The following is a 26,047-nucleotide window of genomic DNA, read 5'->3' as shown; positions in this document are numbered from 1 at the left end:
AGCGCAGATAGTGGTCGAGGTCCAGCGCCTAGGCGCCGGAAGGCAGAAGCTCGACTTCCCGCGACGCGTGCTCTCGGGTGCTTTCCGACATCAGTTGCTGCGCAACCGGCTGCACATTTTCCTTAAAGGTGATGCACCTGTCGTAGATCTTCTTGGCCACGCGGTCTTTGCCAATGCGCTCCCATTCGGGCGTCCAGGGCGCATCCCAGTCAAACTGCTGCGCGATGAGAAGTTCTCGGTCAAAGCATTGCGGATCCCGTTCCAAAATCTGGCGGGCTTCATCGGCCAATGGCGTATAGGCCTGGACCGCAGCCGTCTTTCTGGCGCGAGCAGCCGAATCCAGTTGGATCTCCACTTCGACAGCCCCCGGCACGTTGGGAACCGCGGCGGAGCAAAGCTGCTTGCGCCTCGGCTTCGTGCCTTGCAGACGCCTGTTGAGGGCATTGCCGAATGCAAAGGCCAGATCATGCATCGGATTGTAGCCATCGACCGCGTCCGAGACGACTTGCACCTCATGGATGTCAGACAGATCGGCGCTGATTCTCGTCAGCACATCGGCAAAGACGGCACTATCCCTGGCCAACAGCGCTTTATACCAGGTGGCGTCGGGAATATCGCCGAACACCGCGCCTGCGGTCGCGCCGGCAGCTTCCACCACGTCGCGTGAATATTGGGTTCGGGAAGAATGGCGTCCGCCTGAACCGTCCGTCAAAAGGTAGATTCGCGGTTTCTTGAGCTCAAGCCAGTGATGGATCCTGAGCTCATGCCCCGGATGGGCAAGGATCAGCACATGTTGCAACTTTTCAGGCAAAAAACGGCTCCAATCCAGGTTCGGCATACATCCGCCTTAGACCGCATCAAGGCGACCAGGCATCGAAGGGTTTCCCACATCGAGTTGGCCCCGGCCATCTTTGTGCAACTTGTTTGGCCGATGCCTTCAAACTAAGAACGCTGCCTAGCATCTGTTATCCTCGCCGCCAATGCGGAGGTTGTGAAACAGCTAAGGAGGCGGCATTTGCGGGTTCTCATCACCAATCTGTTCGTGTCGTACAATAGCGGTACCGAAGCCGTTGTTGAATTGCTGGCCGACGGGCTTCGCCGCTGCGGTCATCAAACCATGTTGCTGGCTCCAACACTTGGCGAGATGGCCGATCGAATGCGCCTGCGCGGACACCATGTGGTGGACCGAATTGCCGAGATCGTCGAAAAGCCCGACATAATTCACGCACAGCATTTGACGCCTTGCCTGACCGCGCTGGCGCGTTTTCCCGATGTACCAGCGGTGTTTTCCTGCCACAGCGCTTTCTTCGAGGTCGAAGCCCCGATGCTTCATCCGCAGATACGCCGCTGGATCGCGGTCGACGAAGCGTGCAAGGCCAAATGCCTGTCGCGCGGTGTGCCGGCGGACAGATTGGACCTCATCTACAATGCAATTGACCTTGAACGCTTCAAACAGCGTCCGCCCCTGCCATCGAAGCCTTTGAAGGGGCTTCTGCTGACCAAGAATTTCGAGCATCAGCAAGCGGTGCGCGAAGCCTGCGCCAGGAGCAATATGCAACTGGATGAGTTGGGTCCCGCCACGGGCCGGTTTTCACATCAACTCGAAAAGGATCTGCTGCAATACGATATCGTGTTCGCAACCGCCCGGATGGCCATTGAAGCCGCAGCCGTGGGATGCTCGGTCGTGGTCTGCGACGCGCGTGGTTTCGCCGGTTTGCTCGACACGGCAAATATGGAGGCATGGCGGCGAATGAACCTCGGAGTCGGCCTTCTGACCAGGCCGACCACTGTCGAAAACCTGATAGAGGCGTTGTCGAAATTCGACGCTGACGACGCCGCGGAGGTCTGTGCATACTTTCGCAAGGTGGCGGGTGCCGAGCATTTCATCAACGAGCATCTTCGCACCTACAGTCAGGCCATTGAGACGAATGTCCAAACGACGGACGATGAGCGATCGCTCGCCACCGCATCCTGGATCGAGGAGATAGGCGTTTCGCGCGAACGCCGCAGATGGTTCAGTGTCGCCAACGAAATTGGCGGTGCCTGGCGTGATTCTTCAGAACAGGCGACGCTTCTCGATCTACTCAGGTCGAACACGAAAACCTTGGAGAGTGGTGCCGCAGCACTGACGGACCTTGGCGAACGGGTCAAATCCTTTGGCTCCGATGCGCTCCTCAACGTGGCCCATGATAGCCAGGCCCGACTATATCGGCTTGAAGGGCAGCTTTCCGGCCTTTCAAGCGCTGTCGTTGATAGCGCCGCTTCGCTCCACAACGTGGCCCATGATAGCCAAGCCAGATTGCATCGCCTTGAAGGGCAGCTATCCAGCCTTTCAAGCTCTGTCGCTGATGGTTCTGCTTCCCTCAACAGCGCGACCCAGGACAGCCGGGCTGCATTGCATCGAATTGACGGAGAGCTGTCGCGCCTTTCAAATTTCGTCAATGAGAGCAAACGGCTCTACAACGGCATGATGCCGCTTTTTATAAGAAAAATGTTTCGTCGGGCTCGGGGGCGAGGTTGAAGTTGTCTGGTGGCGTTCGTGGCTATTCAATTTGCACATCGCCAAGGTCCGGCAGCAATTACCTGTGCCAGCATCTCAGCAGCACCGGAATGCTCGGGCATCCGCTCGAGTATTTCAATTGGAGGGGACGCCGCTTTTTCGACGATCCAAATTTTCCCGAAGATGTGGCAGGGCAGGTCGAAAAAATTCTCACCATGGGCGCAACCGCCAATCGTATCTATGGTCTGAAAATCTTTGCCCACCAGCATGATTGGATCTCAAGCGAAATAGGCTGGTTCGACGCGCTTCCGAATCTTCGGTTTATCTCTCTATCAAGGCGGGACCTTCTCGGTCAGGCAATATCCTGGGCGAGGGCCCTCCAAACCGGTCAATACCGCTCTACTCAACCGGTGAGCCAGGAAACGGTTTTCGATGCCGAGCTGATCCAGAGGCAACTCGATGCGCTGGTTCGGGAGAGGGCGCGTTGGGAGATGTTCTTTGCCCGGACCGGGATTGATCCTCTCAGGCTTGAATACGAGTCGATAGTCGCGGATCCCCTGGATGCCATCCGTCAAGTCGCGGACATGATGGGTGTGACGCTCCAACGCAGCCCGGATTCGACCAGCATCGTGATCCAGCAACAGCGAGACTCAATCAGCTTCGATTGGGCGGATCGTTTCAGGCGTGAGCGGGGCAATCCAAATACGCTGGACTTTGTGTAGGGCTACCTGCATGCGGTGACGAACGTCGAACGGGTCGGGGATCGACGCTGCCCTTCAGCGACCTTCGAACACCAGCGAAACATGTCCGCCGGCATGCCGCTCGAGCCGGCCGGCGAGGTCGAGTTCCAGGAGCACCATGAAGACCTGGGCCGGATGCAGGCCGGTGTGGCGGATGATCTCGTCGACCGACACCGGCGTCGGGCCAAGCGCCTCGATGACGCGGGCGCGGTCGCTTTCGCCGGGCGGCGGCGTGACCGAGAAGTCGGGCGGGTCTTGAAACGGCGGCACATCGGGCGCGCGCAAACCGGTCAGCGGCGAGATCGCCCTGGAAATGTCCGAGGCCTCGGTGACCAGGGTGGCACCGTCCTTGAGCAGGCCGTTGGTGCCGGCGGCGCGCGGATCGAGCGGCGAGCCCGGCACGGCGAAGACCAGCCGGCCCATTTCGCCGGCAAGCCTGGCGCTGATCAGTGATCCAGAGCGCTGCGCTGCCTCGACCACCACCAACCCAAGGGCCGCGCCCGCGACAAGGCGGTTGCGGCGCGGAAAATCCTGGGCGCGCGGCTGCCAGCCGAACGGCATTTCCGAAATGACGGCGCCGCGCTCGGCAATTTCCTCGCACAAGCCGGCGTTTTCGGGCGGATAGGGCAGGTCGAGCCCTCCGGCCAGCACACCGATCGTGCCGGTCGACAGACTGCCTTGATGCGCCGCCGTGTCGATGCCGCGGGCCAGTCCCGAGACGATGCCGTAGCCGTCGCGGCCGAGCTCGGCAGCCAGCATGCGCGCCATCTTGATGCCGGCCAGCGATGCGTTTCGGGCACCGACGATGGCGACCCCCGGCAGCCGGAACACGGCGGCATTTCCCTTGACGGCCAACAGTGGCGGCGGATGGTCCATGTTGCGCAACAGCGGTGGATAGTCGGGCTCTCCGATGCCGACAAAGCGCGCGCCGGCCTTTCGGGCTGTTTCCAATTCGGCCTCGGCTTCCGCGATCGACGGGATGCGGGCGATGCGGTTGGCGCCTCCCGAAATCATCAATTCCGGAAGGATTTCCAGCGCCACCTCGGCAGAACCGAAGCGGTTGATCAGGTCGCGAAAGGAGGCGGGACCGACATTCTGGGTGCGGATCAGCCGCAGCCAACTCACCCGCTGCCGGTCGCTGAGGCGCGGCCCGGCGGCGGGTTCGCTCACGTCTTGGCTCCGATCTTGCCCTCGGTGCCGGCAAGCAGGCGCGAAATGTTTTCCCTGTGTTTGATGAAGACGATGATGCTCATCACCACGAACAAGGCGGCAATCTGCGGCGTGCTCAGGAAATAGAGGGCGATCGGAACGACGATGGCCGCCGTCAGCGCTGCCAGCGAGGAGTATCGGAACAGGAAGGCCATCACCAGCCAGACGACGGCGAAGATCAGCGCCACCTGCCAGGCAAGCCCGATGAGCACGCCGAGATAGGTCGCGACGCCCTTGCCGCCCTTGAATCCCAGCCATGCCGGGAAGAGATGGCCGAGAAAGGCGCCGAGACCGGCCCAGAGCGCCAATTCAGGCGCGAAATGGCCTGATATCAACACGGCGGCGGTGCCCTTCAGCGCGTCGAGCAACAGCGTCGCGGCGGCAAGCCCCTTGTTGCCGGTGCGCAGCACATTGGTTGCACCGATGTTGCCCGAGCCGATCTTGCGCACATCGCCAAGGCCGGCCGCGTGGGTGAGCAGAAGTCCGAAGGGAATCGAGCCCAGGAGATAGCCGAACACAAGCGCCGGGATGAGGCTGTAAGTCATTGTTTCCCCCGCATTTCCCCAGAATGGCCGGATCAGGCGCGGTGCGCGGTGGCCGGCTCAGATTGAGAACACTGTGCGGCCCGCCACCAGCGTTTGCAAGACCTTGCCCTGCAACCGCGCGCCTTCGAAACAGGTGTTTTTCGAACGCGATCGAATGCCGCTCTCGGCGACGATCCAGGGTTCGTCCAGATCGACCAACGCAAGATCGGCAATCGCCCCCGGCTTCAGTGTGCCGCCAGGCAGGCCGAACAATCTCGCCGGCGCAGTCGATAGCGTCTCGATCAGCCTAAGCAATGGCACGTCGCCATTGTGGTAGAGCCGCAATGCCGCGCCAAGCAGGGTTTCGAGCCCGATGGCGCCGGCCGCCGCATCGGCAAAGGGCAGGCGCTTGGTGTCGACATCCTGCGGATCGTGCGAGGAGACGATGATGTCGATGGTGCCGTCCCTGACCGCCTCGATCATGGCCAGCCGGTCTTCCTCGGCGCGCAACGGCGGGGTCAGGCGGAAGAATGTGCGGTATTCGCCGACATCGTTTTCATTGAGCGACAGATTGTGGATCGCCACGCCTGATGTCACGGTTGCGCCATCGCCTTTCGCCCGCGTGACGGCGTTTGCCGCCATCGCGGTCGAGATCTTCGCCGCATGGTACGAACCCCGCGTCAGCCGTGCCAGCGCGAGGTCACGCTCGAGCGGGATGGATTCGGCTTCCCGCGGGATGCCGGAAAGGCCGAGCCAGCTGGCGTATAGGCCTTCGTTCATGACGCCGGACGAACCGAGGTCCGCGTCCTGCGTTTCATGCACGATGGTGGCGCCGAAGTCGCGCGCATAGGTCAGCGCGCGGCGCATCACCAGGGCGCTTGATATGGTGTGGCGGCCATCGGTGAACGCGACGGCGCCGGCTTCGCGCAGCAGGCCGAACTCGGTCATCTCTCGCCCGTCGAGGCCTTTGGTGATCGCCGCTGCCGGAAAGACGTTGACGCTTGCGGTGTCCTTGGCGGTGCGCAACACGAATTCGACCAGTGCCACATTGTCGATCACCGGGTCGGTATCGGGCATCATGACGATCGAGGTGACGCCGCCGGCCGCCGCGGCGACACTGGCCGAAGCGATGGTTTCGCGATGCTCGCCGCCCGGCTCGCCGATGAAGACGCGGCCGTCGATCAGGCCTGGAATGATCGCCTTGCCAGCGCAGTCGATAATGGTCGCACCCCCGGGCGTGCCCTGGTTCAGCGCTGCCTTGCCGGCGGCGACGATCTTGCGGCCATCGACAACGACGGTGCCGACTTCGTCGACACCGCGCGATGGGTCGACAATGCGAGCGCGCTCAAAGACCGTAATGCTCATGCGCCGCGGCCCTCTTGATTGCGGCCCTCTTGATTGCGACGTGGGTCGAGCAGCGCTTCCATCACCGCCATGCGCACGGCAACGCCCATCTCGACCTGTTCCTGGATGACGCTTTGCGGGCCGTCGGCGATTTCCGAGGCGATCTCGACGCCGCGGTTCATCGGGCCGGGATGCATCACCAGCGCGTCGTCCTTGGCGGCCTTCAGCTTTTCGGCATCGAGGCCGAAGTAGCGGAAATATTCGCGCACTGAAGGGACGAAGGCACCTTCCATGCGCTCGCGCTGCAGGCGCAGCATCATCACCACGTCGGCGCCCTTGAGGCCGTCGGCCATCGAGCGGTTGACGATGACGCCCATTTTCTCAATGCCACTGGGCAACAGGGTCGACGGTGCGACGACCCGCACCTGCGCGCCGAGCGCGTTGAGCAGCATGATGTTGGAGCGCGCCACGCGCGAGTGCAGGATGTCGCCGCAGATCGCCACGATCAGCTTCGACAGCGGACCCTTGGCGCGGCGGATGGTCAGCGCATCGAGCAGAGCCTGTGTCGGGTGTTCATGCGCGCCGTCGCCGGCATTGACCACCGAGCAGCCGACCTTCTGGGCAAGAAGGGCGGCAGCGCCCGCCGACTGGTGGCGGATGATCAAGATATCGGGCCGCATGGCATTCAGCGTCATCGCCGTGTCGATGAGCGTTTCGCCCTTCTTCACCGATGAGCTCGCCACCGACATGTTCATGACATCGGCGCCGAGCCGCTTTCCGGCGAGCTCGAACGACGATTGCGTGCGCGTCGAAGCTTCATAGAAGAGGTTGATCTGGGTGCGGCCGCGCAGCGTCGAGGTTTTCTTCTCGGACTGCCGTGAAATCGCGACAGCGCGGTCCGCTCGGTCGAGCAGAAGCTCGATGTCGGCGGGGGAAAGATCGCGGATGCCCAGAAGATGGCGGTGAGGGTAGAGTGGCAGGGACGAAGCGTCGGTCATCTCAAGGCGCTGCTATAGGGTGGAGATTTTGCGGCTGCAAGCGGCAGCTTTGGATTGGAGCCGTTCTCCCCGGTATTTTCATCGCGCGCGTTGCAAGGCTTGGGCTATATCTAGCCGATGGCCTCGGATTCGTGGTTTTCTGACGATAGGGACCTTTCTCCCGATAAAAGGATTGGGCGTGACCGACGACGTGACGAACCAGCCGCCGCCGCTGACGGGCGGCAACGCCTGGCGGGGCGATCCGTTGCTGATCCAGCTTGCGGAGCGCTTTTCCGATCCGGTGCGCAAGGACCTCGACGGGCTCGGCCGTTTCGTGCTGACGCAGGAGGCGCAGGAGTTGGCCCGTCTCGCCAATGTCGAGACGCCGAAGCTCAGGACGCATGACCGCCAGGGGCGGCGCATCGATGTGGTCGAGTTCCATCCCGCCTATCATGCCCTGATGCGCCGCTCAGTGGCCAATGGGCTGCATTCCTCGGTTTGGGAAAACGGCGACGCCGAGATTGGCCGCCGCCACCAGGTTCGCGCTGCCCGTTTCTATCTGACGGCGGAGCTCGAGACCGGGCATCTGTGCCCGATCACCATGACCAATGCTTCCCTGGCGGCGTTGATGGCCAGCCCAAAACTGTTTCGCGAATGGGCGCCGCGGGTGACGACGCGCAAATACGACCAGGGCCAGAAGCCACCGGTCGAAAAGACCGGGCTGACGCTCGGCATGGGCATGACCGAGAAGCAGGGCGGCACGGATGTGCGCTCCAATGTGACAAGGGCGGAACGCGTCGGTAGCGGGTTCTATCGCCTGACCGGGCACAAATGGTTCATGTCGGCGCCGATGTCAGATGCGTTCCTGGTGCTCGCACAGGCGCCAGAGGGGCTCTCCTGCTTCCTCGTGCCGCGCGTTCTCGGCGACGGCTCGGGCAACGGTTTCCGTTTCCAGCGGCTGAAGGACAAGCTCGGCAACCGCTCGAACGCCTCTTCCGAGGTGGAATTCGTCAACGCCATCGGCGAGATGGTCGGCGAACCGGGTGCGGGCGTGAAGACGATCATGGACATGGTGACCTTGACCCGGCTCGACTGTGCGGTCGCATCTTCGGCGATCATGCGTGCAGGTCTTGCCGAAGCCGTTCATCATGCCCGCCATCGACAAGTGTTCGGCGCCAATCTGATCGAGCAGCCGCTGATGCAGCGCGTGCTGGCCGACATGGCGCTCGATGTCGCCGCCGCCACCGCGCTGTCGTTCCGGCTGGCGCGGTCCTTCGACGAGGCGGCGAGCGACCGCGGCGAAGCGGCATTCGCCCGCGCCATGACGCCGGTCGTCAAATACTGGGTGTGCAAGATCGCGCCGCCTTTGCTCTACGAGGCGATGGAGTGCCTCGGCGGCAACGGCTATGTCGAGGAGGCGCCGCTCGCCCGCTACTATCGCGAGGCCCCGGTCAATGCGATCTGGGAAGGATCCGGCAATGTCATGGCGCTCGACGTGCTGCGCGTGCTCGGCCGCGCGCCCGGCCTGTTCGAGGATGTGCTGGCCGGTATCGACCGTGACCTCGGCGCCGGCGGGCGCGGCACGATCGGCGTGCTGAAGGCGGCGATGCAGGTTGCCGCGACCGACGACGGCTCGGCCCGGCTGCTTACCGAACAGCTGGCGCTATCGGCGGCGGCGGCGGAATTGCGCCGGCTGGGGGCAGGGCGAATCGCCGACGCGTTCGTCGAGACGCGGCTCGCCGGCCAGTGGCGCAACACTTATGGCATGCTCGATTCGCGTCATGACGCGCGCATGATCATCGACACGCTCTATCCGCCTGTGAATTGAGTTTTCAAGATCGCAAAAAACCGGCGCCTTCGATCATTTTGAGGCGCCGGCGAGCCTCCACACGCGCGTCACTAATCGCCGTTAACCTTAACAAATGGTTTCCGTTGCGGTGACGAGCGGCAAAGCCCACTGTCGCGGCGAGAGCAAGGAATGGTTCAAATTGGCCAAATCCCTGCTTTGCGAAGCGGGAATGCCGATGCGACATGTACTGACCTCTTTTCTGGCCTTGCACTGGGCAATCGTTTTCGCCCTGCTTGCGTTCATCTGCATCGACGGAAACCGTGGTGTGGCTGCGGCGCTGGGCGTGTTGGGTGCCACCATCGAGGGCACTCGCTTCATCGACCTCGACAACGCCATCGTCGTGGCCCCGCTCGCCACCGCCTTGCTGGTCGTCGCTGTGCTGTTCTTCTGGGCCTTTGTCGAAACCCTGATCAATGACGCGACCAGCCAGGCTGTCGACAGCGTCGCCCGCATCGCCTTCATCTCCGCATCCGGCGTTTTGTCGCTGATCGTCGTCGGCGGCGCCGCGCAAGGCATCAACGGGCTGTTCATGGTTGTGGCGGTGCAGCTGGCGGCACTTCTAGCATCCTATGTTGCCATGCTTGCCGAGCGACGGTCTGTTGCAGCGGTTGCTCAGGGCGATATCGAAATCCGCGTCGCCGCGCACGGCATGGCCGCGGCCGCGGCCCACAATTCGCTTCTTTCGCTCATATCGGGCCGGACAGGCCCGAATCCCAGGGGAGGCCGCTGATGCGTTACATCTTCGCATTGTGGGCGGGCCCGATGGCGCTGTTCTGGGGCTGGTTCTACCTGTCGCTCAACGACATGAACTTCGGTTATGTCATGCTGAGCCGGCGGCTGCACGACTTCGTCTTCCAGCTCTATGGCCAGATGCTTGGTATCGATCCGGCGACCATCCCCGGCATGGTGGCAAAGGCCTGTGTCTTCGACGGGTTTCTGCTGATGGCGCTCTGGGCGTTTCGCCGCCGCCGCGAGATCGCCAGCTGGATCAAGCGGCGCTGGGCGGGTCCGGTTCCGTTCGAGCGGATGCGTGAAGCGACTGAAGCCGGTCCAAAACTCCCTGCAGAATAAACGCGGCTGCCGCCGAATCGATCTTGCCGGCGCGTTTGCGGCGCGAGAAATCCATCTCGATCAATGTCCTTTCGGCCGCGACCGTCGATAGCCTTTCGTCCCAGAGCACGAAGGGCAGGTCGCTCACCTGCGCCATGTTGCGGACGAAGGCGCGCGATTTCTGTGCGCGCGGCCCTTCCGAACCGTCCATGTTGATCGGCAGTCCGATCACCACCGCGCCGGCATTCTCCTTCTGCAGCAGGGCCAGGAGCACGACAGCGTCGAGCGAGAATTTCCTTCGCATGATGACTGGGCGCGGATGGGCGAAAGAGAACCTCTGGTCCGAGACGGCGACGCCGATCGTCTTGTCGCCGAGGTCAAGCCCTGCCAGCGTCTTGCCGCCGGCAAGCCGCGCCGGCAATTCCTCGATCATGATAATGCCCAATGGCCGTCCTTCGCCCTTCACCGCCATGTGTTCTCTCAGACACACAACGGACACAGTAACCCTTTGATCTCAGGGCTATCGGCGTTCTATCCTTTGGCAAGGCAAAAATCGAGGAAAGCATTCATGAAATTGACCTGGTACGGCCACTCGGCGTTTCGCATCGAAACCGCTGACGCCAAGATCCTCATCGACCCCTATCTGATCGGCAATCCGTCCTGGACGGGCGGCTGGGAGGGGCCGGCCGAGGGCATCACGCATGTGCTGCTGACGCACGGTCACAGCGACCACATCAGCGGTGCGCTGGAAGTGCTGGGCAAAAGCGGCGCCCAGTTGGTCGCGAATTTCGAGATCTGCATGTACCTGGTCGGCAAGGGCGCCAGCGACAAGAAGATCAACCCGGGCAACATCGGCGGCACCGTCGATTGCGGCGGCTTCACCACCACCTTCGTCCAGGCGCTGCACTCCTCATCGTTCCCGGGCGATGGCGGCCAGAACACCTATCTCGGCAATCCGGGCGGCCTCGTCCTGCATTTCCCGGAAGACCGGACGCTCTATCACATGGGTGACACCGACATCTTTTCCGACATGGCGCTGATCAACGAGTTGCATGAGCCGAAGATTGGCATCGTGCCGATTGGCGACCGCTTCACCATGGGCGGTGCGGTGGCCGCGCTCGCCTGCCGCCGCTTCTTCAAATTCGAAACCGTGGTTCCCTGTCACTTCGGCACGTTTCCGATGATCGATCCGACCGCCGATAAGTTCGAGGCGGGCCTTGAAGGATCCGGCGTGAAGGTGGCATTGCCGAAGATCGGTGAGACGATTACGATTTAGACGCAGCCAAAGCGGAATGAAACCATGGCCTTGAGGCAGTCTCTTTGCGTGTCCATGTTGGTCGCGGCGTCACCCGCGCTCGCCGCTGACGATTTCATCGAAGGCGTCTACCTCCAGTCCGAGGAGCTTTGCACACAGGCCAGGAAGGCTACGCTGCAGACGCCGATCGACGCTGGCAACATCGTGCTTTCGGCGCATGGCCTGCAAGGTGTCGAATACAATTGCGAGTTCGTACAGATCAGCAAGGCGATAGCCTCGCCAAGCTGGGCGGTGACGGCCATCTGCCAGGAACCGGGTTATGTGTTTCCCGACGTCCTTTCAGTGACCCAGATGAGCTCGACGCAGATCGATCTCGTCTCGGTCCGGCCGGCCGATGACGAAAGCGAGGCGAACGGCAACAGCGGCAGCTACTATCTGTGCGAGGGCGTTGCCCTGCCATAGACAGCATCTAGACGGTGGACCGATGACAGAAGAGCTGGGCCGACCCCTGGTGCTCTCGCACGATGCATGTTGCGCCGCGCGCGCGGCGCCGCTATAGCCCGAACTGGTTTTCCCCGAGGCAAAACATGTCCGTTGACGTCAAGACAGTGAAGCGCGTCGCGCGTCTCGCCCGCATTGCGGTGAGCGACGAAGATGCCGAACGCATGACCGGCGAGCTGAACGCCATCCTCGGCTTCGTCGAGCAGTTGAACGAGGTCGACGTTTCCGGGGTCGAGCCAATGACCTCGGTGACGCCTATGGACATGAAGAAGCGCCAAGACGTCGTCACCGACGGCAACAAGGCCGCCGATATCGTAGCCAACGCACCGGCGACCGAAGAGAATTTCTTCCTCGTGCCGAAGGTCGTGGAGTAGCGCGCCGATGGCTATCGAGATCGCCGTTGAAACGCCGCTGCAGGACGACGTGCGCGGTCTGGTCAATGAGCTCAACCAAACGCTGCTCGAACTGACGCCGCCGGAGCACTGCTACCACCTGACGGTTGAGCAGATGGCCGGTGAGGATACGACCGTTTTCATCGCCCGCGACAACGGCCTGGCCATCGGTTGCGGCGCGCTGAAGCGTCATGACGGCGCCATCGGCGAGGTCAAGCGCATGTACACGCGGCCTTCGCATCGCGGACGCAAGATCGGCGCAGGGATCGTCGAGCGGGTCGAGGCGCTGGCGCGCAGGGAGGGGCTGAAACGCCTGGTGCTGGAGACGGGCGATCGTCATCCAGCCGCGTGGACCGTCTACGAACGCGCCGGGTTTTCGCGCTGCGGCCCGGTGCTGGATTATCCCGATTCCGAATGGTCGGTGTTTTACGAAAAGAGCCTTTGATGAGCGACCTGACCCAGCTGACGATTTCGCAGGCCCGCACCAAGTTGCGCGGCAAGGAAATCACCGCGACCGAAATCACCGAGGCCTATCTCGCGGCCATCGATCGCGCGAATCCGGTGCTCAATGCCTATGTGGCGGTGACCGGCGACAGAGCGCGCGACATGGCGAAGGCGTCCGACGCCAAACTGGCGAAGGGCGAGGGCGGTGCGCTGGAAGGCATCCCGCTCGGCATCAAGGACCTGTTCGGCACCGAAGGCGTCCATACCCAGGCCTGCAGCCATGTGCTCGACGGGTTCAAGCCGCGCTACGAATCGACCGTTACCACCAATCTGTGGACCGACGGCGCGGTCATGCTGGGCAAGCTCAACATGGACGAGTTCGCCATGGGCTCGTCCAACGAGACGTCCTACTATGGCCCGGTCATCAACCCGTGGCGGCGTTCGCGGCTCGACACGGTGGTGATGCCGACCACGCATCAGGGCGACGGCGGCTTCGTATCGGCTGGCGGCACCAGGACCGCGCGCAGCCTGGACAATGCGCAGCTGGTGCCAGGTGGTTCTTCCGGCGGTTCGGCAACCGCGGTCTCGGCCTTCCTGTGCGCCGGCGCGACGGCGACGGATACTGGCGGCTCGATTCGCCAGCCGGCGGCCTTCACCGGGACTGTCGGCATCAAGCCGACCTATGGACGCTGCTCGCGCTGGGGCATCGTCGCCTTTGCGTCGTCGCTCGACCAGGCCGGACCGATCGCCCGCGATGTGCGCGATGCCGCGATCCTGTTGAAATCGATGGCCTCCGTCGATCCGAAGGACACGACCTCGGTCGACCGGCCGGTGCCGGACTATGAGGCGGCGATCGGCAAGCCGATCAAGGGCATGAAGGTCGGCATCCCCAAGGAGTACCGCGTCGACGGCATGCCCGACGAGATCGAGGCCCTGTGGCAGAAGGGCATTGCCTGGCTGAAGGACGCCGGCGCCGAGATCGTCGACATTTCCCTACCGCACACCAAATACGCGCTGCCGGCCTATTATATCGTGGCGCCCGCCGAGGCGTCGTCCAACCTCGCACGCTACGACGGCGTCCGCTACGGGCTGCGCGTGCCGGGCAAGGACATCGTCGACATGTATGAGAAGACCCGCGCCGCCGGTTTCGGCCGCGAGGTCAAGCGCCGCATCATGATCGGCACCTATGTGCTGTCGGCGGGCTATTACGACGCCTACTATCTGCAGGCGCAGAAGGTACGCAATCTGATCAAGCGCGACTTCGAGAATGTCTTCGCCGCCGGCGTCGATGTCATCCTGACCCCGGCGACACCATCCGCCGCCTTCGGCATCGCCGACGAGGACATGGCCGCCGATCCGGTCAAGATGTATCTGAACGACATCTTCACCGTCACGGTGAACATGGCCGGCCTGCCGGGCATCGCCGTGCCGGCGGGTCTGGACGCCAAGGGCCTGCCGCTCGGCCTGCAACTGATCGGCCGGCCGTTCGATGAGGAAACCCTGTTCCAGACCGCCGCCGTCATCGAGCAGGCGGCCGGCACATTCCAGCCGGAGAAGTGGTGGTAAGGATGTCGCTCGTCCAACGGGGTTGAGCGATGTTCTTCTATCTTTCCAAAGTCTTCTGGTTCTTCATCCAGCCGCTCAACCTGACGATCTTCCTTCTGCTGGCGGGATTGGTTGCCGCAATGATCGGCCGCCGGCGGCTTGCCGTCACCGGCAGCGTGCTGGCGTTTCTGATCCTTGGGCTGTCGGCCTGGACGTCGCTTGGTGCGATGATGCTCAACCCGCTGGAGGAGCGTTTCGCGCGCCCGCCACTGCCGGAAAAGGTCGACGGCATTGTCGTGCTCGGCGGCGGCTTCGAAGGTGCCATCAACCTGGTGCGCGGCGGCTATGAATTGAACAGCGGCGGCGACCGGATGGTCGAGACCGCGATTCTCGCCCGGCGCTTTCCAACCGCCAAAGTGGTTGTCTCCGGCGGCACTGGCGAACTGTTCCTCGAAGGCGAGGGCGACGCAGCCACGGCACCCCGATTGCTCACTGCACTTGGTGTGACGGCCGATCGCCTGATCCTCGAGAACAAGTCCCGCAACACCTATGAGAATGCCGTCTTCACCAAGGAGCTGGTAACACCGAAGCCCGGCGAGAGCTGGCTGCTGGTGACCTCGGCCTTCCATATGCCGCGCGCCAAGGCGCTGTTCGACAAGGCCGGTTTTGCAACCATTCCCTGGCCGGTCGACTACCGCACCACGGGGCGGGAAGGCATCGGCCTGTTCCGCGACAATCCGGCCGATTCGCTGCAGGTCACCACAATGGCCATCCGTGAATGGATCGGGCTCTTCGCCTACTGGATATCGGGCCGGATCGATCAGCCTTTTCCCGCGCCCGGCGGCTGACCGATCACCGCGTGTCTGGCCGCCGAGAAGAACTGGCGCCGCACCAGCACGGCCAGGAGCAACAGCGTCGACAAAACGAACACCGTGGGATCGACGAACCAGCCGAGATAGCCGATCGAGAAGAACACGCCGCGCAGGCCGGAATTGAAATGCTTTCCGGCCAGCATGTTCATTTGCGTCGCACGCCAGACCGCTGTTTCGGTGACCGGGTTGCGTGACGCTTCACCATGCAGGATCGGCACGGCGCCGATCAGGATCGTGCAATAGTTGAACAGCCGGTACGCCCAGCCGAATTTGAAGAACGAAAACGCCAGGATCAGGACCAGTCCGAACACCTTTATCTGAAAGGCCGCGCGCGACGGGGCGTCGCCCAGGGGCAGGTCGCTCAGCACCTCAAGTACCCGATCGGATGCGCCGAGCAAGGCAAAGCAACCGCCGATCGCGATCAATGAGCTGGAGGCGAAGAAGGCGGTTCCCTGTTGCAACCCGCTCATGATGGCGGTGTCGACGATGCGGATCTCGCGTTCGGCCATGGTGCGCATCCAGGCTTGCCGTTGCGTGTTCATCGCCGTTGTCAGCGACACGCGGCTGACCAGCTTGCCGTCGGAGGCAAGCGTGTGCAGCAGCCACGCGACGAGGAAGAAAGCCAGCGCCGCGAGATCGGCTGTCGAAAGATCGAGGGAATCGCCCATAGTCCGAATTTATCACATTCAGTGCGATCGCTTCGATGCCCGCCAGAGAGCGATCGAACCAATGTCGCTGCCGGAGCAAACAAGGTCGGCAGGCGATGCGCCGCGATTTCCAAAAGAGCGGAAACATCCTGGGAATTCCTATATATGGTCCTTGACGTGACTCCAGGAGACAGCGCCGCGTGTTCCTTTCGGTTTTCGACCTGTTCAAGATCGGCATAGGACCCTCGAGTTCGCACACGATGGGTCCTATGACCGCCGCAGCGCGGTTTCTCGACGAGGTCGCGGGAACTGACTGGCCGCGTCCGGCGGGCGTCAAGGTCGACCGTCTCGCCGCCAGCCTGCATGGCTCGCTCGCCTACACAGGCATCGGCCACGGCAGTGATCGCGCGGTCGTGCTCGGCCTTGCCGGCCTGACGCCGCAGACTGTCGATCCCGATCAGGCTGATGGCATTGCCAGCCGCATCACCGCGGAGAAGCGCATTTCGCCGCCCGGCCATCCGTCCTATCGTTTCGACCCGGCCACCGATCTGGTGCTGGACCGCAAGACGCCGCTCACCGGCCACGCCAACGGGATGGCGTTCTATGCTTATGATGCGGGCGACCGCCTGCTGCTCAAACGCATCTACTATTCGATCGGCGGCGGCTTCGTGGTTTCGGAAGAAGAGCTGCAGCGGATGAAGGCCAAGGGGTCGGTGACGACCGAAGGCAAGAAGGTGCCGTATCCCTTCAAGAATGCGGTCGAGATGCTGGCGATGGCCGGCAAAAGCGGCCTTTCCATCGCCGACATGAAGCGGATCAACGAAGAGACGCAGATGTCGCGCGAAAAGCTCGACGCCGGCCTCGACGGCATCTGGAGCGCCATGAAGGGCTGCATCGACCGTGGCCTGTCGCAGGACGGCATCATGCCGGGCGGACTGAAGGTGCGCCGGCGCGCGCGGATGCTGCATGACAAGCTGCAGGAGCAGTGGCAGCAGAACAGACCCAATCCCTTGCTCGCCAATGACTGGCTGTCGATTTATGCCATGGCGGTCAACGAGGAGAATGCCGCCGGCGGCCGCGTCGTCACCGCGCCGACCAATGGTGCGGCCGGCACCCTGCCGGCGGTGCTGCGCTACTGGCTGCATTTCCATCCCGAGGCCGATCAGCCGAGCATCCGCGACTTCCTGCTGACGGCCGCCGCCGTTGGCGGCATCATCAAGACCAATGCCTCGATCTCCGGCGCAGAGGTCGGCTGCCAGGGCGAGGTCGGGTCGGCATCCGCGATGGCCGCGGCTGGCTTGTGCGCCGTCATGGGCGGCACGCCAGAACAGGTCGAAAATGCCGCCGAGATCGCGCTCGAACATCATCTCGGCATGACCTGCGATCCGGTCGGCGGGTTGGTCCAGGTGCCTTGCATCGAGCGCAATGCGCTGGGTGCGGTCAAGGCGGTGACGGCTGCGTCACTGGCGATCAAAGGCGACGGCATCCATTTCGTGCCGCTCGACGCGGCGATCGAGACGATGCGCCAGACCGGCCTCGACATGAACGAGAAGTACAAGGAAACCAGCCTTGGCGGGCTCGCCGTCAATGTCGTGGAGTGCTGAGAGGCCGTTTGGAAACCCACTCCGGCGGCCATCTGGCGGCGTTTTCTGCGCTTCCAGTGCTCACGGACCCAAATGTCCGCTGCGCTCCGGTTCTCGAAAACACCACCATATGACTGCCAGAGCGAATTTCGAAACGGCCTCTGGGCACCACAGGCTTGGTGTCTGGGTGCTGGCACTGTGGAGAAGTCGATCAGGCCGTTGACGCATCCGCGCGCCGGACTAAACCTTAAGCGATGTCTCTCAATCTCATAAAACTCTGTGTCGGCTGCGACAGCGTCGAGGATCTCGAAGAGTGGATCGCCTTTCGCCTCGACGAGCGGCGGCGCGCCGGTGAGCCGGTCGAGCAGTATCACACGACGCGAATGGTGCCGACGCGCGGCGCCGAGATCACCGACGGCGGTTCGCTCTACTGGGTGATCAAGGGCAATGTGCAGTGCCGGCAGTTGATCACCGAGATCCGGCCCTTCACCGACGGCGAAGGCATCGGCCGCTGTCATCTCATTCTCGATCCGCAAGTCGTGCGCACCGACTGGCAGCCGCGCCGGGCCTTCCAGGGCTGGCGCTATCTGAAACCGTCGGACGCGCCGGCCGATCTCGGCAAGGGCAAGGTCGGGCTGATCGAGATGCCGCCGAAGCTCAGGCGTGAGCTTGCCGATCTCGGCCTGCTGTAAGCCATCGCACTCCCAAGGGGTTGTCTGCTTCAATTGCGGCTGGTTTGCTGGCCCTCAAACTTGCGTCGCACTGGACTTGCAAGCGGCGCGACAACGCCACATCTTGTTTTCATGAGCGACAAAAAGCAGCCCGTGCCCGCAAGGGCCAATCCTGCGCCGGTCAAACCTCAATCCAATGCCGGCGAGATCGAAGCATTTCTTCGGCAGGCAAGGACGCTGGCTGCGTCGGCGATGGGTTCGGGCAGGCTGATCCTTTCGCTCGACGCGACGATGAGCCGCCAGCCGACCTGGGATCTGGCTTGTGAGCTGCAGGGCCAGATGTTCGATGCCGTCGGCAAGGCCGGAACCCTCAGTGTCCAACTGGTCTATTTTCGCGGCCTAGGCGAGTGCCGTTCGTCCGCATTCGTGGCCGACACCAATGCCTTGAAGCAGTTGATGACACGAATCGAATGCCGTAGCGGCAACACCCAGATCGGCAAGGTGCTGGCGCATGCGCTGAAACAGACGGCCACGGCCAAGGTCAATGCGCTGGTCTATATCGGCGATGCGATGGAGGAGAACATCGACGATCTGGCTGAAAAGGCCGGCAGCCTCGGCCTGCATGGCGTTCCTGTCTTCGTCTTTCAGGAAGGTCATGATTCCGGCGCAGAAAAGGCCTTTAAGGAAATCGCGCGATTGTCCAAAGGGGCGTGGTTCCGATTTGATCGGCGGGCTGCCGCGACCCTGGCAGGACTGCTTTCGGCGGTTGCGGTGTTTGCAACCGGTGGGTTGAAGGCGCTCGAAGCCAGGGGCAGGCCGGAAGACCGGCTTATGATTGAGCATCTGCGGGGTGGCGGGAACTGATGGGCGCAATCATCGCATTGGTGGCATTGCTTTTGGTGCTTCTCGGCGTGGCCACGATCTTCCTTCGCGCCGACCCGGCAAAATTGGCCACCGGCATGAAGACACTTGGGCCGGTCCTTCTGGGGCTGGTCGGCCTCGCTATGGTTGCGGTCGGGCGCGAAGGCATCGGCGGCATAATTCTGTCGGCGGCAATCGCCTGGTACGGTTCCATGCGGATGAAGCAGCCGACGGCAAAGCTCGCACCGGGCAAGCGTTCGACGGTGCGCACCGCAGCACTCGAAATGGAGCTTGATCACGATACCGGCGGCCTAGAAGGACTGGTCCTGGCTGGCCGCCACGAGGGCAAGATGCTTGGCGCGATGGGGCTGGCAGAGCTGCAGCATCTCTACCGCGAACTCTCCGGTGATCCGGAGAGCCGGCAACTGCTAGAGACGTATCTTGACGGCAGATTTCCCGTCTGGCGCAAAAACGCTGAGACGAACGGTGGCGAAGGGCTGGGTGTTGCGCCAGGTTCGGGCGCCATGACTAAGGAGGAGGCCTACAAGGTCCTTGGTCTTGAAGCGGGGGCCGCCGCGGCGGATGTCCGCAAGGCGCACCGCCGCCTGATGCAGCGCCTGCACCCCGATATCGGCGGCACGTCTTTCCTGGCGGCGCGGATCAATGAAGCCAAGGACGTCTTGCTCTCCAATCACAATTAGTTCTCCTTCGACGCAGAATTTTTCCGGGAGATTGTTTCCACACCGTCCTACTGCTGGACGGCGTAGCACTCGATGTTCTTCTTCTTCAAAGCGGTGCAGGCCTTCCAGGCGGCGGTCTTGGAACTAAAGCCGCCGAAGCGGGCGCGATAATAGGTGACGCCGTCCTTGTCGAAGGCGACGGTGAAGCCGGAAGCGTCGGCCAGCGCCTTGGGTGCCTGCTTGGTGGTCTTGTCGAGGAAGGCCTGGGCTTCGGACTGCTGGGGCGACGAGGCAACCTGGATTGCCCAGCCCGAGGGCACCGACGCGGTGTTGACCGGGTCGACAGTGGGCGCCGGCGTCGGCGCCGGTGTTGGTTCGGCATAGGCCGCCACGACCTGAGCCGTGGCCACCTGCGGCGCAGATACGATGACGGTCTTGACCATTTTCGCCTTGACGACAGGGGCAGCCTCTTCGCTCGGCTCGCTCTGCGCGGTGCTGTCCTCCGCCACAGTGGCGTCCTCGGCAACGGTCGCATCGTCCTGGGTCGCGTCATCTTGCGCCACCACCGGCTTGTCGTCCGGCGTTGGCGCGTCGTGCTTGGGCAGCAGGACCTTGGCAAGGGCGGTGATCGGATTGCTGCCGCTGGCTTTGGCGACCAGATCGCCGCCACCACGGGTCGATGCGCGCGGCATATAGGTGTTGATCAAGGCAGCCATCTGGTTGTCGCGGCTGCCGCCCGACGTGCCACCCATGACGACGCCGACGATACGGCGATTGCCGTCGGAAACCGACGAGACGAGGTTGAAGCCGGAGGCGCGGGTGTAGCCGGTCTTGATGCCGTCGACACCCTTGATGCGCCCAAGCAGGCGGTTGTGACCATTGATGCGCTGGCGCCCGTAGAGAAAGGAGCGCTGCGAGAAATAGCCGTAATACTGGGGGAAATGCTCCCGCAGCGCGATGCCGAGCGTCGCCATGTCGCGCGCGGTGGTGAATTGGCCGGGGTTGGGCAGGCCGTTGGCGTTGCGAAACACGGTGCCGTTCATGCCCAGCGCACGCGCCTTGGCGGTCATCATGCGGGCGAAATTGGTTTCATTGCCACCGAGCATTTCGCCGAGCGCGGTCGCCGAGTCGTTCGCCGATTTGGTGACCATCGACAGGATCGCGGTCTCTACCGTGACCGAGCCGCCCGGCTTCACGCCAAGCTTCGTCGGCGGCTCGGCGGCGGCGTTGGCCGAAAACACGACTTGCGAGTTCCTGCTGATCTTGCCCTTCGCCAGCGCCTCGAAGGTCAGATAGAGCGTCATCATCTTGGTGAGCGAGGCCGGATAGCGCCTGCCATCGGCATCCGCCGAATAAAGCACCTTGCCGGTCTTGGCGTCGATGACGATTGCCGCGGACCTCGCCGCCATCGACGAGGCAATGTCGCCGCAGACGACTGTCATCGCCAAGGCGAAGATCATCATCGTTTTGAGAGGGGAGGTGGATTTGGAAACGATGCCCAACAACGCCTGACGCACTTGTATTTCCCTTGGATTCTTCGTTGCGCTGGAGGCGGCAAAGGGTCCTGCCTCACTTCCAGCCAAAGCTACCGGGGCAGCGTTACCAATCCGTTTATGGTAACCGCCGCGTTCACCATTTTCTTCGGGCTTGAAGCTCTCTTTATTCGATTTTTAGCCATTGACTGCGCAGGCGGTGTCTGGACGCCGGTGAAATGTTGACTTTTGTGCGGCGCACAATATATTAGCGTGCATTGCACAAGAGCGCCCCGAAGAAGGACGCTTCAACCCAAGGGAATGCGTGAAATGACCCAGACCTATGAGGACTTCAGCAAATACGGCAAAGAGTTTGCCGATACCGGATTGAAGAGCTTCGCTTCGCTCTCCAAGGGCGCGCAGGCGATCGCCACCGAAGCTGGCGAATACACCAAGAAGAGCTTCGAAGCAGGCAGCGCCGCCGTCGAGAAGATGTTTTCGGCCAAGTCGCTGGAAAAGGCGATCGAGATCCAGTCCGATTATGCCAAGCAATCGTATGAGGCTTTCGTAGCCGAGGCCACCAAGATTGGCGACCTCTATGCCGAACTCGCCAAGGAAGCCTACAAGCCGTTCGAATCGATCGTTGCCAAGGCAAAGTAATTTCGCCTGACGTGAGCAAGATCCGGCCCTTTGGGTGCGGGACAAAACCCGGTCGCGGAAGCGTGGCCGGGTTTTTTCATGTCAATTTCCGCTCCAAGGCCTCGCGCCCCTTCACGATTGCGAAAATCGGCCAAGTTTGGTCACCTAGCCATATTGTCAGCTAAACAGAAGGGCTTAAAATCGTCCATCGAACACCTACATGTCGAACTCGCATGGGGATTCGAAGAGGCAGGAATACGTGACGATCGATTTGACTGCCACGAGACGAGTGGCGCGGATGCAAAACGGCGGCGGCGACGGCAATGAGGCCGGCCGCGGGACGGCCGTTATCACGCGCACCAAAACCAAGACCAAGAAGCCCAGCCTTTACCGGGTCCTCATCCTCAACGACGACTACACGCCCATGGAGTTCGTGGTTCACGTGCTGGAGCGTTTTTTCCAGAAGGACCGCGAAGCCGCCACACGCATCATGCTTCATGTTCACAATCATGGAGTGGGCGAGTGCGGGGTCTATACATTCGAGGTGGCCGAGACCAAAGTGTCTCAGGTCATGGATTTCGCCCGACAGAATCAGCATCCGCTGCAATGCGTGATGGAGAAGAAGTGAGGTAACATGCCGGCTTTCTCCCAAGGCCTGGAAAAGGCGCTTCACCAGGCGCTGACGCTCGCCAATGAGCGGCACCATGAATATGCAACTCTTGAACATTTGCTGCTCGCGCTCATCGACGACACCGAGGCGGCCGCCGTCATGCGCGCCTGCAATGTCGATCTCGACGAGTTGAAGCATACGGTTCTCACCTATATCGACACCGAGCTCGACAATCTGGTCACCGGCTACGACGAGGACTCCAAGCCGACCGCCGGGTTCCAGCGCGTCATCCAGCGCGCGGTGATCCATGTGCAGTCGTCGGGCCGCGAGGAAGTGTCGGGCGCCAACGTGCTCGTCGCCATCTTCGCCGAGCGCGAGAGCCATGCCGCTTATTTCCTGCAGGAACAGCAGATGACCCGCTACGACGCGGTCAACTATATTTCGCACGGCATTGCCAAGCGTCCGGGCGCGTCGGAAACGCGTTCGCCGCGCGGTGCCGATGACGAGCAGGGCGGCCAAAACGGCGCCGAGCCGCAAGAGGAAGGCGGCAAGAAGAAGCAGCAGCAGGACGCGCTGACCGCTTATTGCGTCAATCTCAACAACAAAGCCAAGGCCGGCAAGATCGACCCTCTGATCGGTCGCGAGTCCGAGATCAACCGCACCATCCAGGTGCTGTGCCGCCGCTCCAAGAACAATCCGCTCTATGTCGGTGATCCCGGCGTCGGCAAGACGGCGATCGCAGAAGGCCTCGCCAAGCGCATCGTCGAGGGCGACGTTCCCGAAGTGCTGCACAATGCCACGATCTTCGCGCTCGACATGGGCACGCTGCTCGCCGGCACGCGCTATCGCGGCGATTTCGAGGAGCGGCTGAAGCAGGTCGTCAAGGAACTCGAGGACTATCCAGGCGCGGTCCTGTTCATCGACGAGATCCACACGGTCATCGGGGCAGGGGCAACATCAGGCGGCGCCATGGACGCGTCGAACCTGTTGAAGCCGGCCTTGTCGTCTGGTGCGATCCGCTGCATCGGCTCGACCACCTACAAGGAATTCCGCCAGTTCTTCGAGAAGGACCGTGCCCTGGTGCGGCGCTTCCAGAAGATCGACGTCAACGAGCCGACCATCGAGGACGCCATCGAGATCATGAAGGGCCTCAAGCCCTACTATGAGGAGTTCCACAAGGTGAAGTTCACCAACGAGGCGATCAAGGCCTCGGTGGAGCTGTCGGCGCGCTACATCAACGACCGCAAGCTGCCGGACAAGGCGATCGACGTGATCGACGAGACCGGTGCCTCGCAGATGCTGGTGCCGGAAGCCAAACGCAAGAAGACGATCGGCATCAAGGAGATCGAAGCGACGATCGCCACCATGGCCCGCATCCCGCCGAAGACGGTTTCGGCCGACGACGAGAAGGTGCTGCAGGGTCTAGATATCGAGCTGAAGCGCGTCGTCTATGGCCAGGATACCGCGATCACCGCGCTGACCTCGGCGATCAAGCTGGCGCGTGCCGGCCTGCGCGAACCGGAGAAGCCGATCGGCTCCTACCTGTTCTCCGGCCCGACCGGCGTCGGTAAGACCGAAGTGGCCAAGCAGTTGGCTGCATCGCTCGGTGTCGAGCTGATCCGCTTCGACATGTCGGAATATATGGAACGACACACCGTATCGCGGCTGATCGGCGCGCCTCCCGGCTATGTCGGCTTCGACCAGGGCGGTCTGCTGACCGACGGCGTTGACCAGCATCCGCACTGCGTGCTGTTGCTGGACGAAGTCGAGAAGGCGCATCCGGACCTGTTCAACATCCTGTTGCAGGTGATGGACCACGGCAAGCTGACGGACCATAACGGCAAGCAGATCGACTTCCGCAATGTGATCCTGATCATGACCACCAATGCAGGCGCGTCGGATGCGCAGCGTGCGGCGATCGGCTTCGGTTCGACCAAGCGCGAAGGCGACGACGTCGAGGCGATCAACCGGCTGTTCACGCCGGAATTCCGCAACCGTCTCGATGCGATCATCCCGTTCGGCTCGCTGCCGGTGCCGGTGATCCATCAGGTGGTACAGAAGTTCGTCATGCAGCTCGAGGCCCAGCTTTCCGAGCGTGGCGTCACATTCGACCTGTCGCCCGATGCCATCGCCTGGCTCGCCGACAAGGGTTATGACGAGCGCATGGGCGCGCGGCCGCTCGGCCGTGTCATCCAGGAGCACATCAAGAAGCCGTTGGCCGACGAGGTGCTGTTCGGCAAGCTCAAGAAGGGCGGCACGGTGCGCGTCACCGTCGAGAAGAAGGAAACCGGCGAGACCGGCCTGAAGCTCGAATCGCTCGCCGACGAGGCGCCGGTGAAGCCGAAGAGGGAAGAGCCGGAAGAAACGCCGAAGCCCACAAAGGCCGTCGCGAAAAAGCCCGCGGCCAAGAAGCTGGTGGCGCAGAAGCCCGAAGCCAAGGGCAAGGACGGCGGCAAGCGCAGCCTGGTGCCGCAATTGCCCAGAAAGAACTGACCCTGACAAAAGTCGAAAAAGCCCCGGAGACGGGGCTTTTTTCATTGGAGCAATGAGGGACGCATGGCCGGGCAGATCGTCGTCCTGAACGGTGCGCCGAGATCGGGAAAATCAAGCATCGTCCAGGCCATCCAGGAGAATCTTGATGGTGTCTGGATCAATCTCGGTGTCGACGTCTACGAACAGGCCACGCCACAACGCTATCGGCCTGGAATAGGCTTGCGGCCGGGCAGCGAGCGTCCGGACCTTGAAGGCCTGGTGCCCGATTTCTACGCCGCGCTTTACGAATCGATCGCCGCCCATAGCCGGCTGGGGCTGAACGTCGTGGCGGATGTCGGCCACCATGATGCCTATTCAAAACCCCTCGATTGCCTCGCCGATTGCGCGCGCCGTCTCGCTGGCCTGCCGGTGCTGTTCGTCGGCGTCCGCTGCCCGATTGCAATCATCATGCAACGACGCGCCGCCAGTGAGGCGGCACGGGGATATGTGACCGGCTCGCCCGGCGATCCCGTGCCGATACCCGTGCGTCTTTGGCAGGAGGAGGTGCACCGGCCAGGCGTGTACGACCTGGACGTCGACACCTCCTTGCTGAGCCCCACGCAATGTGCCGATGCGATCCGCCGGCGGCTGGAGCAAGGGATCGTTGGGCCAAGCGCGATCGAGCAACTGGCTCAAACCACCGCCAGGTAAAATTGCTTCGTCGCAAAGCGAGGTGCGGCGTCAGCTTCGCAGCGCCGCTCGTATCTTTTCGGCGCTCTCAGCCAGCACTTCCGGCTTCTCCATCCCGCCCGTGTGTGGCTTCAGGGGAATGCCGTCAAAGCGTGGGATGACATGCACATGCAGATGATAGACGGTCTGCCCCGAGGCTGGCTCGTTGAACTGCATGACGGTGACGCCGTCGGCGCCAAACCCTTGTTTGACGGCCCGCGCCACTTTCTGGACGACCGTGAAAAGCGGTCCGAACGTTGACGGATCGGCGTCGAGCAGGTTGCGCGACGGCGCCTTCGGCACCACCAGCGTATGGCCCGGCCCCTGCGGCATCACATCCATGAAGGCGACGATCGCTTCGTCCTCGTAGACGCGGTGCGAGGGAATTTCACCGCGCAGGATCTTTGCGAAGATGTTGTCGGTGTCATAGGCGGCCTCAGCCATGGCGAATGCTCCGGATTGTGCCTTTCGTGTAGCGAAG

General features: G+C 62.4%; 28 protein-coding genes. 19 read left to right on the top strand and 9 right to left on the bottom strand.

The features are described from left to right. Positions 1–28: 28 nt before the first annotated feature. Positions 29–838 (bottom strand): hypothetical protein, encoded by an 810-nt coding sequence (locus AC1D2G_RS18280; protein WP_477415747.1) that lies wholly within the window; start codon positions 836–838, stop codon positions 29–31. Positions 839–1,015: 177 nt separating this feature from the next. Here AC1D2G_RS18280 and AC1D2G_RS18275 point away from each other — a divergent pair, with 177 nt between their 5' ends. Continuing rightward, complete coding sequence (locus tag AC1D2G_RS18275; RefSeq protein WP_477415745.1) at positions 1,016–2,521, top strand: glycosyltransferase; 1,506 nt, start codon at positions 1,016–1,018, stop codon at positions 2,519–2,521. Further along, positions 2,518–3,222 carry a Stf0 family sulfotransferase gene (locus tag AC1D2G_RS18270; RefSeq protein ID WP_477415743.1) on the top strand — a complete coding sequence of 235 codons (705 nt, stop codon included), beginning with the start codon at positions 2,518–2,520 and terminating at the stop codon, positions 3,220–3,222. Before AC1D2G_RS18275 ends, AC1D2G_RS18270 begins: the two co-directional genes overlap by 4 nt. Before the next feature lie 54 nt (positions 3,223–3,276). Here AC1D2G_RS18270 and dprA read toward each other — a convergent pair whose 3' ends face one another. From dprA to AC1D2G_RS18250, 4 genes are read right to left on the bottom strand one after another with little or no spacing between them, the layout of a single operon-like run. After that, a complete protein-coding gene (dprA, locus tag AC1D2G_RS18265; protein ID WP_477415741.1) occupies positions 3,277–4,410 on the bottom strand; it encodes a DNA-processing protein DprA in 1,134 nt (377 codons plus the stop codon). Further along, entirely contained in the window at positions 4,407–4,994 is a 588-nt protein-coding gene (plsY, locus tag AC1D2G_RS18260; RefSeq protein WP_477415739.1) for a glycerol-3-phosphate 1-O-acyltransferase PlsY, read from the bottom strand. The genes dprA and plsY overlap by 4 nt, the downstream gene beginning before the upstream one ends. Before the next feature lie 57 nt (positions 4,995–5,051). Then, on the bottom strand, positions 5,052–6,338 hold the full coding sequence (locus AC1D2G_RS18255; protein ID WP_477415737.1) for a dihydroorotase: 1,287 nt from the start codon (positions 6,336–6,338) through the stop codon (positions 5,052–5,054). Beyond that, positions 6,335–7,315 (bottom strand): aspartate carbamoyltransferase catalytic subunit, encoded by a 981-nt coding sequence (locus AC1D2G_RS18250; protein WP_477415735.1) that lies wholly within the window; start codon positions 7,313–7,315, stop codon positions 6,335–6,337. The genes AC1D2G_RS18255 and AC1D2G_RS18250 overlap by 4 nt, the downstream gene beginning before the upstream one ends. A 178-nt stretch (positions 7,316–7,493) precedes the next feature. Between AC1D2G_RS18250 and AC1D2G_RS18245 the strand changes: the two genes are divergently transcribed. The 3 genes from AC1D2G_RS18245 (at position 7,494) to AC1D2G_RS18235 (ending at position 10,214) form a co-directional block, all read left to right on the top strand. Continuing rightward, positions 7,494–9,122: a DNA alkylation response protein gene (locus tag AC1D2G_RS18245; RefSeq protein ID WP_477415733.1), complete on the top strand. Its 1,629-nt coding sequence runs from the start codon at positions 7,494–7,496 to the stop codon at positions 9,120–9,122. Between the two features lie 196 nt (positions 9,123–9,318). Beyond that, positions 9,319–9,873, top strand: a complete 555-nt coding sequence (locus AC1D2G_RS18240; protein WP_477415731.1) for a hypothetical protein — start codon at positions 9,319–9,321, stop codon at positions 9,871–9,873. Then, the gene (locus tag AC1D2G_RS18235) at positions 9,873–10,214 is read left to right on the top strand and encodes a DUF6105 family protein (protein ID WP_095091836.1); all 342 of its coding nucleotides are present in this window, start codon (positions 9,873–9,875) and stop codon (positions 10,212–10,214) included. Before AC1D2G_RS18240 ends, AC1D2G_RS18235 begins: the two co-directional genes overlap by 1 nt. Here AC1D2G_RS18235 and ruvX read toward each other — a convergent pair. Further along, positions 10,132–10,638 carry a Holliday junction resolvase RuvX gene (gene ruvX, locus AC1D2G_RS18230; protein WP_477304175.1) on the bottom strand — a complete coding sequence of 169 codons (507 nt, stop codon included), beginning with the start codon at positions 10,636–10,638 and terminating at the stop codon, positions 10,132–10,134. The genes AC1D2G_RS18235 and ruvX overlap by 83 nt on opposite strands. Before the next feature lie 123 nt (positions 10,639–10,761). On the opposite strand from ruvX, the gene AC1D2G_RS18225 reads away from it, so the two are divergent. From AC1D2G_RS18225 to AC1D2G_RS18200, 6 genes are all read left to right on the top strand, one after another. After that, positions 10,762–11,469, top strand: coding sequence for a metal-dependent hydrolase (locus AC1D2G_RS18225; protein ID WP_095091835.1), 708 nt, complete (start codon positions 10,762–10,764; stop codon positions 11,467–11,469). Positions 11,470–11,493: 24 nt separating this feature from the next. Then, on the top strand, positions 11,494–11,910 hold the full coding sequence (locus AC1D2G_RS18220; protein ID WP_477415729.1) for a hypothetical protein: 417 nt from the start codon (positions 11,494–11,496) through the stop codon (positions 11,908–11,910). A gap of 125 nt (positions 11,911–12,035) precedes the next feature. After that, positions 12,036–12,323, top strand: a complete 288-nt coding sequence (gatC, locus tag AC1D2G_RS18215; protein ID WP_477415727.1) for an Asp-tRNA(Asn)/Glu-tRNA(Gln) amidotransferase subunit GatC — start codon at positions 12,036–12,038, stop codon at positions 12,321–12,323. A gap of 7 nt (positions 12,324–12,330) precedes the next feature. Then, a complete protein-coding gene (locus tag AC1D2G_RS18210) occupies positions 12,331–12,786 on the top strand; it encodes a GNAT family N-acetyltransferase (protein WP_477415725.1) in 456 nt (151 codons plus the stop codon). Further along, positions 12,786–14,351 (top strand): amidase, encoded by a 1,566-nt coding sequence (locus tag AC1D2G_RS18205; protein ID WP_477415723.1) that lies wholly within the window; start codon positions 12,786–12,788, stop codon positions 14,349–14,351. Before AC1D2G_RS18210 ends, AC1D2G_RS18205 begins: the two co-directional genes overlap by 1 nt. Positions 14,352–14,380: 29 nt before the next feature. Further along, complete coding sequence (locus tag AC1D2G_RS18200) at positions 14,381–15,178, top strand: YdcF family protein (protein ID WP_477415721.1); 798 nt, start codon at positions 14,381–14,383, stop codon at positions 15,176–15,178. On the opposite strand, the gene AC1D2G_RS18195 is transcribed toward AC1D2G_RS18200, so the two are convergent. Continuing rightward, complete coding sequence (locus AC1D2G_RS18195; protein ID WP_095091829.1) at positions 15,151–15,870, bottom strand: DUF599 domain-containing protein; 720 nt, start codon at positions 15,868–15,870, stop codon at positions 15,151–15,153. The two genes, AC1D2G_RS18200 and AC1D2G_RS18195, sit on opposite strands and share 28 nt — an antisense overlap. Before the next feature lie 179 nt (positions 15,871–16,049). Between AC1D2G_RS18195 and AC1D2G_RS18190 the strand changes: the two genes are divergently transcribed. From AC1D2G_RS18190 to AC1D2G_RS18175, 4 genes are all read left to right on the top strand, one after another. Then, positions 16,050–17,453 carry an L-serine ammonia-lyase gene (locus AC1D2G_RS18190; RefSeq protein ID WP_095091828.1) on the top strand — a complete coding sequence of 468 codons (1,404 nt, stop codon included), beginning with the start codon at positions 16,050–16,052 and terminating at the stop codon, positions 17,451–17,453. A gap of 233 nt (positions 17,454–17,686) precedes the next feature. Further along, on the top strand, positions 17,687–18,124 hold the full coding sequence (locus AC1D2G_RS18185) for a DUF1489 family protein (protein WP_477415719.1): 438 nt from the start codon (positions 17,687–17,689) through the stop codon (positions 18,122–18,124). Between the two features lie 111 nt (positions 18,125–18,235). Then, complete coding sequence (locus AC1D2G_RS18180; RefSeq protein WP_477415717.1) at positions 18,236–18,967, top strand: vWA domain-containing protein; 732 nt, start codon at positions 18,236–18,238, stop codon at positions 18,965–18,967. Continuing rightward, on the top strand, positions 18,967–19,665 hold the full coding sequence (locus tag AC1D2G_RS18175; protein WP_477415715.1) for a DnaJ domain-containing protein: 699 nt from the start codon (positions 18,967–18,969) through the stop codon (positions 19,663–19,665). Before AC1D2G_RS18180 ends, AC1D2G_RS18175 begins: the two co-directional genes overlap by 1 nt. A gap of 47 nt (positions 19,666–19,712) precedes the next feature. Here the strand turns inward: AC1D2G_RS18175 and AC1D2G_RS18170 are convergent, their stop codons facing one another. Then, positions 19,713–21,161 (bottom strand): SPOR domain-containing protein, encoded by a 1,449-nt coding sequence (locus AC1D2G_RS18170; protein ID WP_477415713.1) that lies wholly within the window; start codon positions 21,159–21,161, stop codon positions 19,713–19,715. 285 nt (positions 21,162–21,446) lie between these two features. On the opposite strand from AC1D2G_RS18170, the gene AC1D2G_RS18165 reads away from it, so the two are divergent. The 4 genes from AC1D2G_RS18165 to AC1D2G_RS18150 all read left to right on the top strand — a co-directional run bounded on the left by AC1D2G_RS18165 (position 21,447) and on the right by AC1D2G_RS18150 (position 25,548). Beyond that, positions 21,447–21,776 (top strand): phasin family protein, encoded by a 330-nt coding sequence (locus AC1D2G_RS18165; protein ID WP_184874143.1) that lies wholly within the window; start codon positions 21,447–21,449, stop codon positions 21,774–21,776. Between the two features lie 277 nt (positions 21,777–22,053). Continuing rightward, positions 22,054–22,383, top strand: coding sequence for an ATP-dependent Clp protease adapter ClpS (gene clpS / locus AC1D2G_RS18160; RefSeq protein ID WP_010909565.1), 330 nt, complete (start codon positions 22,054–22,056; stop codon positions 22,381–22,383). 6 nt (positions 22,384–22,389) lie between these two features. After that, positions 22,390–24,858 carry an ATP-dependent Clp protease ATP-binding subunit ClpA gene (gene clpA, locus AC1D2G_RS18155; RefSeq protein WP_477415711.1) on the top strand — a complete coding sequence of 823 codons (2,469 nt, stop codon included), beginning with the start codon at positions 22,390–22,392 and terminating at the stop codon, positions 24,856–24,858. A gap of 63 nt (positions 24,859–24,921) precedes the next feature. Beyond that, positions 24,922–25,548 carry a chloramphenicol phosphotransferase CPT family protein gene (locus AC1D2G_RS18150; protein WP_477415709.1) on the top strand — a complete coding sequence of 209 codons (627 nt, stop codon included), beginning with the start codon at positions 24,922–24,924 and terminating at the stop codon, positions 25,546–25,548. A 30-nt stretch (positions 25,549–25,578) separates the two neighbouring features. Here AC1D2G_RS18150 and AC1D2G_RS18145 read toward each other — a convergent pair whose 3' ends face one another. Continuing rightward, positions 25,579–26,010, bottom strand: coding sequence for an HIT family protein (locus AC1D2G_RS18145; protein ID WP_457152203.1), 432 nt, complete (start codon positions 26,008–26,010; stop codon positions 25,579–25,581). Positions 26,011–26,047: the final 37 nt, after the last annotated feature.

This window comes from Mesorhizobium sp. P2_C7 (assembly GCF_056404515.1).
This window is presented reverse-complemented; position numbering and strand designations above follow the sequence as displayed.

Excerpts from the sequence above, each read along its gene's own strand:
- AC1D2G_RS18280 (WP_477415747.1), bottom strand. The coding sequence starts at position 838 with ATGCCGAACCTGGATTGGAGCCGTTTTTTGCCTGAAAAGTTGCAACAT.
- plsY (WP_477415739.1), bottom strand. The coding sequence starts at position 4,994 with ATGACTTACAGCCTCATCCCGGCGCTTGTGTTCGGCTATCTCCTGGGC.
- AC1D2G_RS18255 (WP_477415737.1), bottom strand. The coding sequence starts at position 6,338 with ATGAGCATTACGGTCTTTGAGCGCGCTCGCATTGTCGACCCATCGCGC.
- AC1D2G_RS18250 (WP_477415735.1), bottom strand. The coding sequence starts at position 7,315 with ATGACCGACGCTTCGTCCCTGCCACTCTACCCTCACCGCCATCTTCTG.
- AC1D2G_RS18240 (WP_477415731.1), top strand. The coding sequence starts at position 9,319 with ATGCGACATGTACTGACCTCTTTTCTGGCCTTGCACTGGGCAATCGTT.
- AC1D2G_RS18235 (WP_095091836.1), top strand. The coding sequence starts at position 9,873 with ATGCGTTACATCTTCGCATTGTGGGCGGGCCCGATGGCGCTGTTCTGG.
- AC1D2G_RS18225 (WP_095091835.1), top strand. The coding sequence starts at position 10,762 with ATGAAATTGACCTGGTACGGCCACTCGGCGTTTCGCATCGAAACCGCT.
- AC1D2G_RS18220 (WP_477415729.1), top strand. The coding sequence starts at position 11,494 with ATGGCCTTGAGGCAGTCTCTTTGCGTGTCCATGTTGGTCGCGGCGTCA.
- gatC (WP_477415727.1), top strand. The coding sequence starts at position 12,036 with ATGTCCGTTGACGTCAAGACAGTGAAGCGCGTCGCGCGTCTCGCCCGC.
- AC1D2G_RS18210 (WP_477415725.1), top strand. The coding sequence starts at position 12,331 with ATGGCTATCGAGATCGCCGTTGAAACGCCGCTGCAGGACGACGTGCGC.
- AC1D2G_RS18205 (WP_477415723.1), top strand. The coding sequence starts at position 12,786 with ATGAGCGACCTGACCCAGCTGACGATTTCGCAGGCCCGCACCAAGTTG.
- AC1D2G_RS18200 (WP_477415721.1), top strand. The coding sequence starts at position 14,381 with ATGTTCTTCTATCTTTCCAAAGTCTTCTGGTTCTTCATCCAGCCGCTC.
- AC1D2G_RS18195 (WP_095091829.1), bottom strand. The coding sequence starts at position 15,870 with ATGGGCGATTCCCTCGATCTTTCGACAGCCGATCTCGCGGCGCTGGCT.
- AC1D2G_RS18185 (WP_477415719.1), top strand. The coding sequence starts at position 17,687 with ATGTCTCTCAATCTCATAAAACTCTGTGTCGGCTGCGACAGCGTCGAG.
- AC1D2G_RS18180 (WP_477415717.1), top strand. The coding sequence starts at position 18,236 with ATGAGCGACAAAAAGCAGCCCGTGCCCGCAAGGGCCAATCCTGCGCCG.
- AC1D2G_RS18175 (WP_477415715.1), top strand. The coding sequence starts at position 18,967 with ATGGGCGCAATCATCGCATTGGTGGCATTGCTTTTGGTGCTTCTCGGC.
- AC1D2G_RS18165 (WP_184874143.1), top strand. The coding sequence starts at position 21,447 with ATGACCCAGACCTATGAGGACTTCAGCAAATACGGCAAAGAGTTTGCC.
- clpS (WP_010909565.1), top strand. The coding sequence starts at position 22,054 with ATGCAAAACGGCGGCGGCGACGGCAATGAGGCCGGCCGCGGGACGGCC.
- clpA (WP_477415711.1), top strand. The coding sequence starts at position 22,390 with ATGCCGGCTTTCTCCCAAGGCCTGGAAAAGGCGCTTCACCAGGCGCTG.
- AC1D2G_RS18150 (WP_477415709.1), top strand. The coding sequence starts at position 24,922 with ATGGCCGGGCAGATCGTCGTCCTGAACGGTGCGCCGAGATCGGGAAAA.
- AC1D2G_RS18145 (WP_457152203.1), bottom strand. The coding sequence starts at position 26,010 with ATGGCTGAGGCCGCCTATGACACCGACAACATCTTCGCAAAGATCCTG.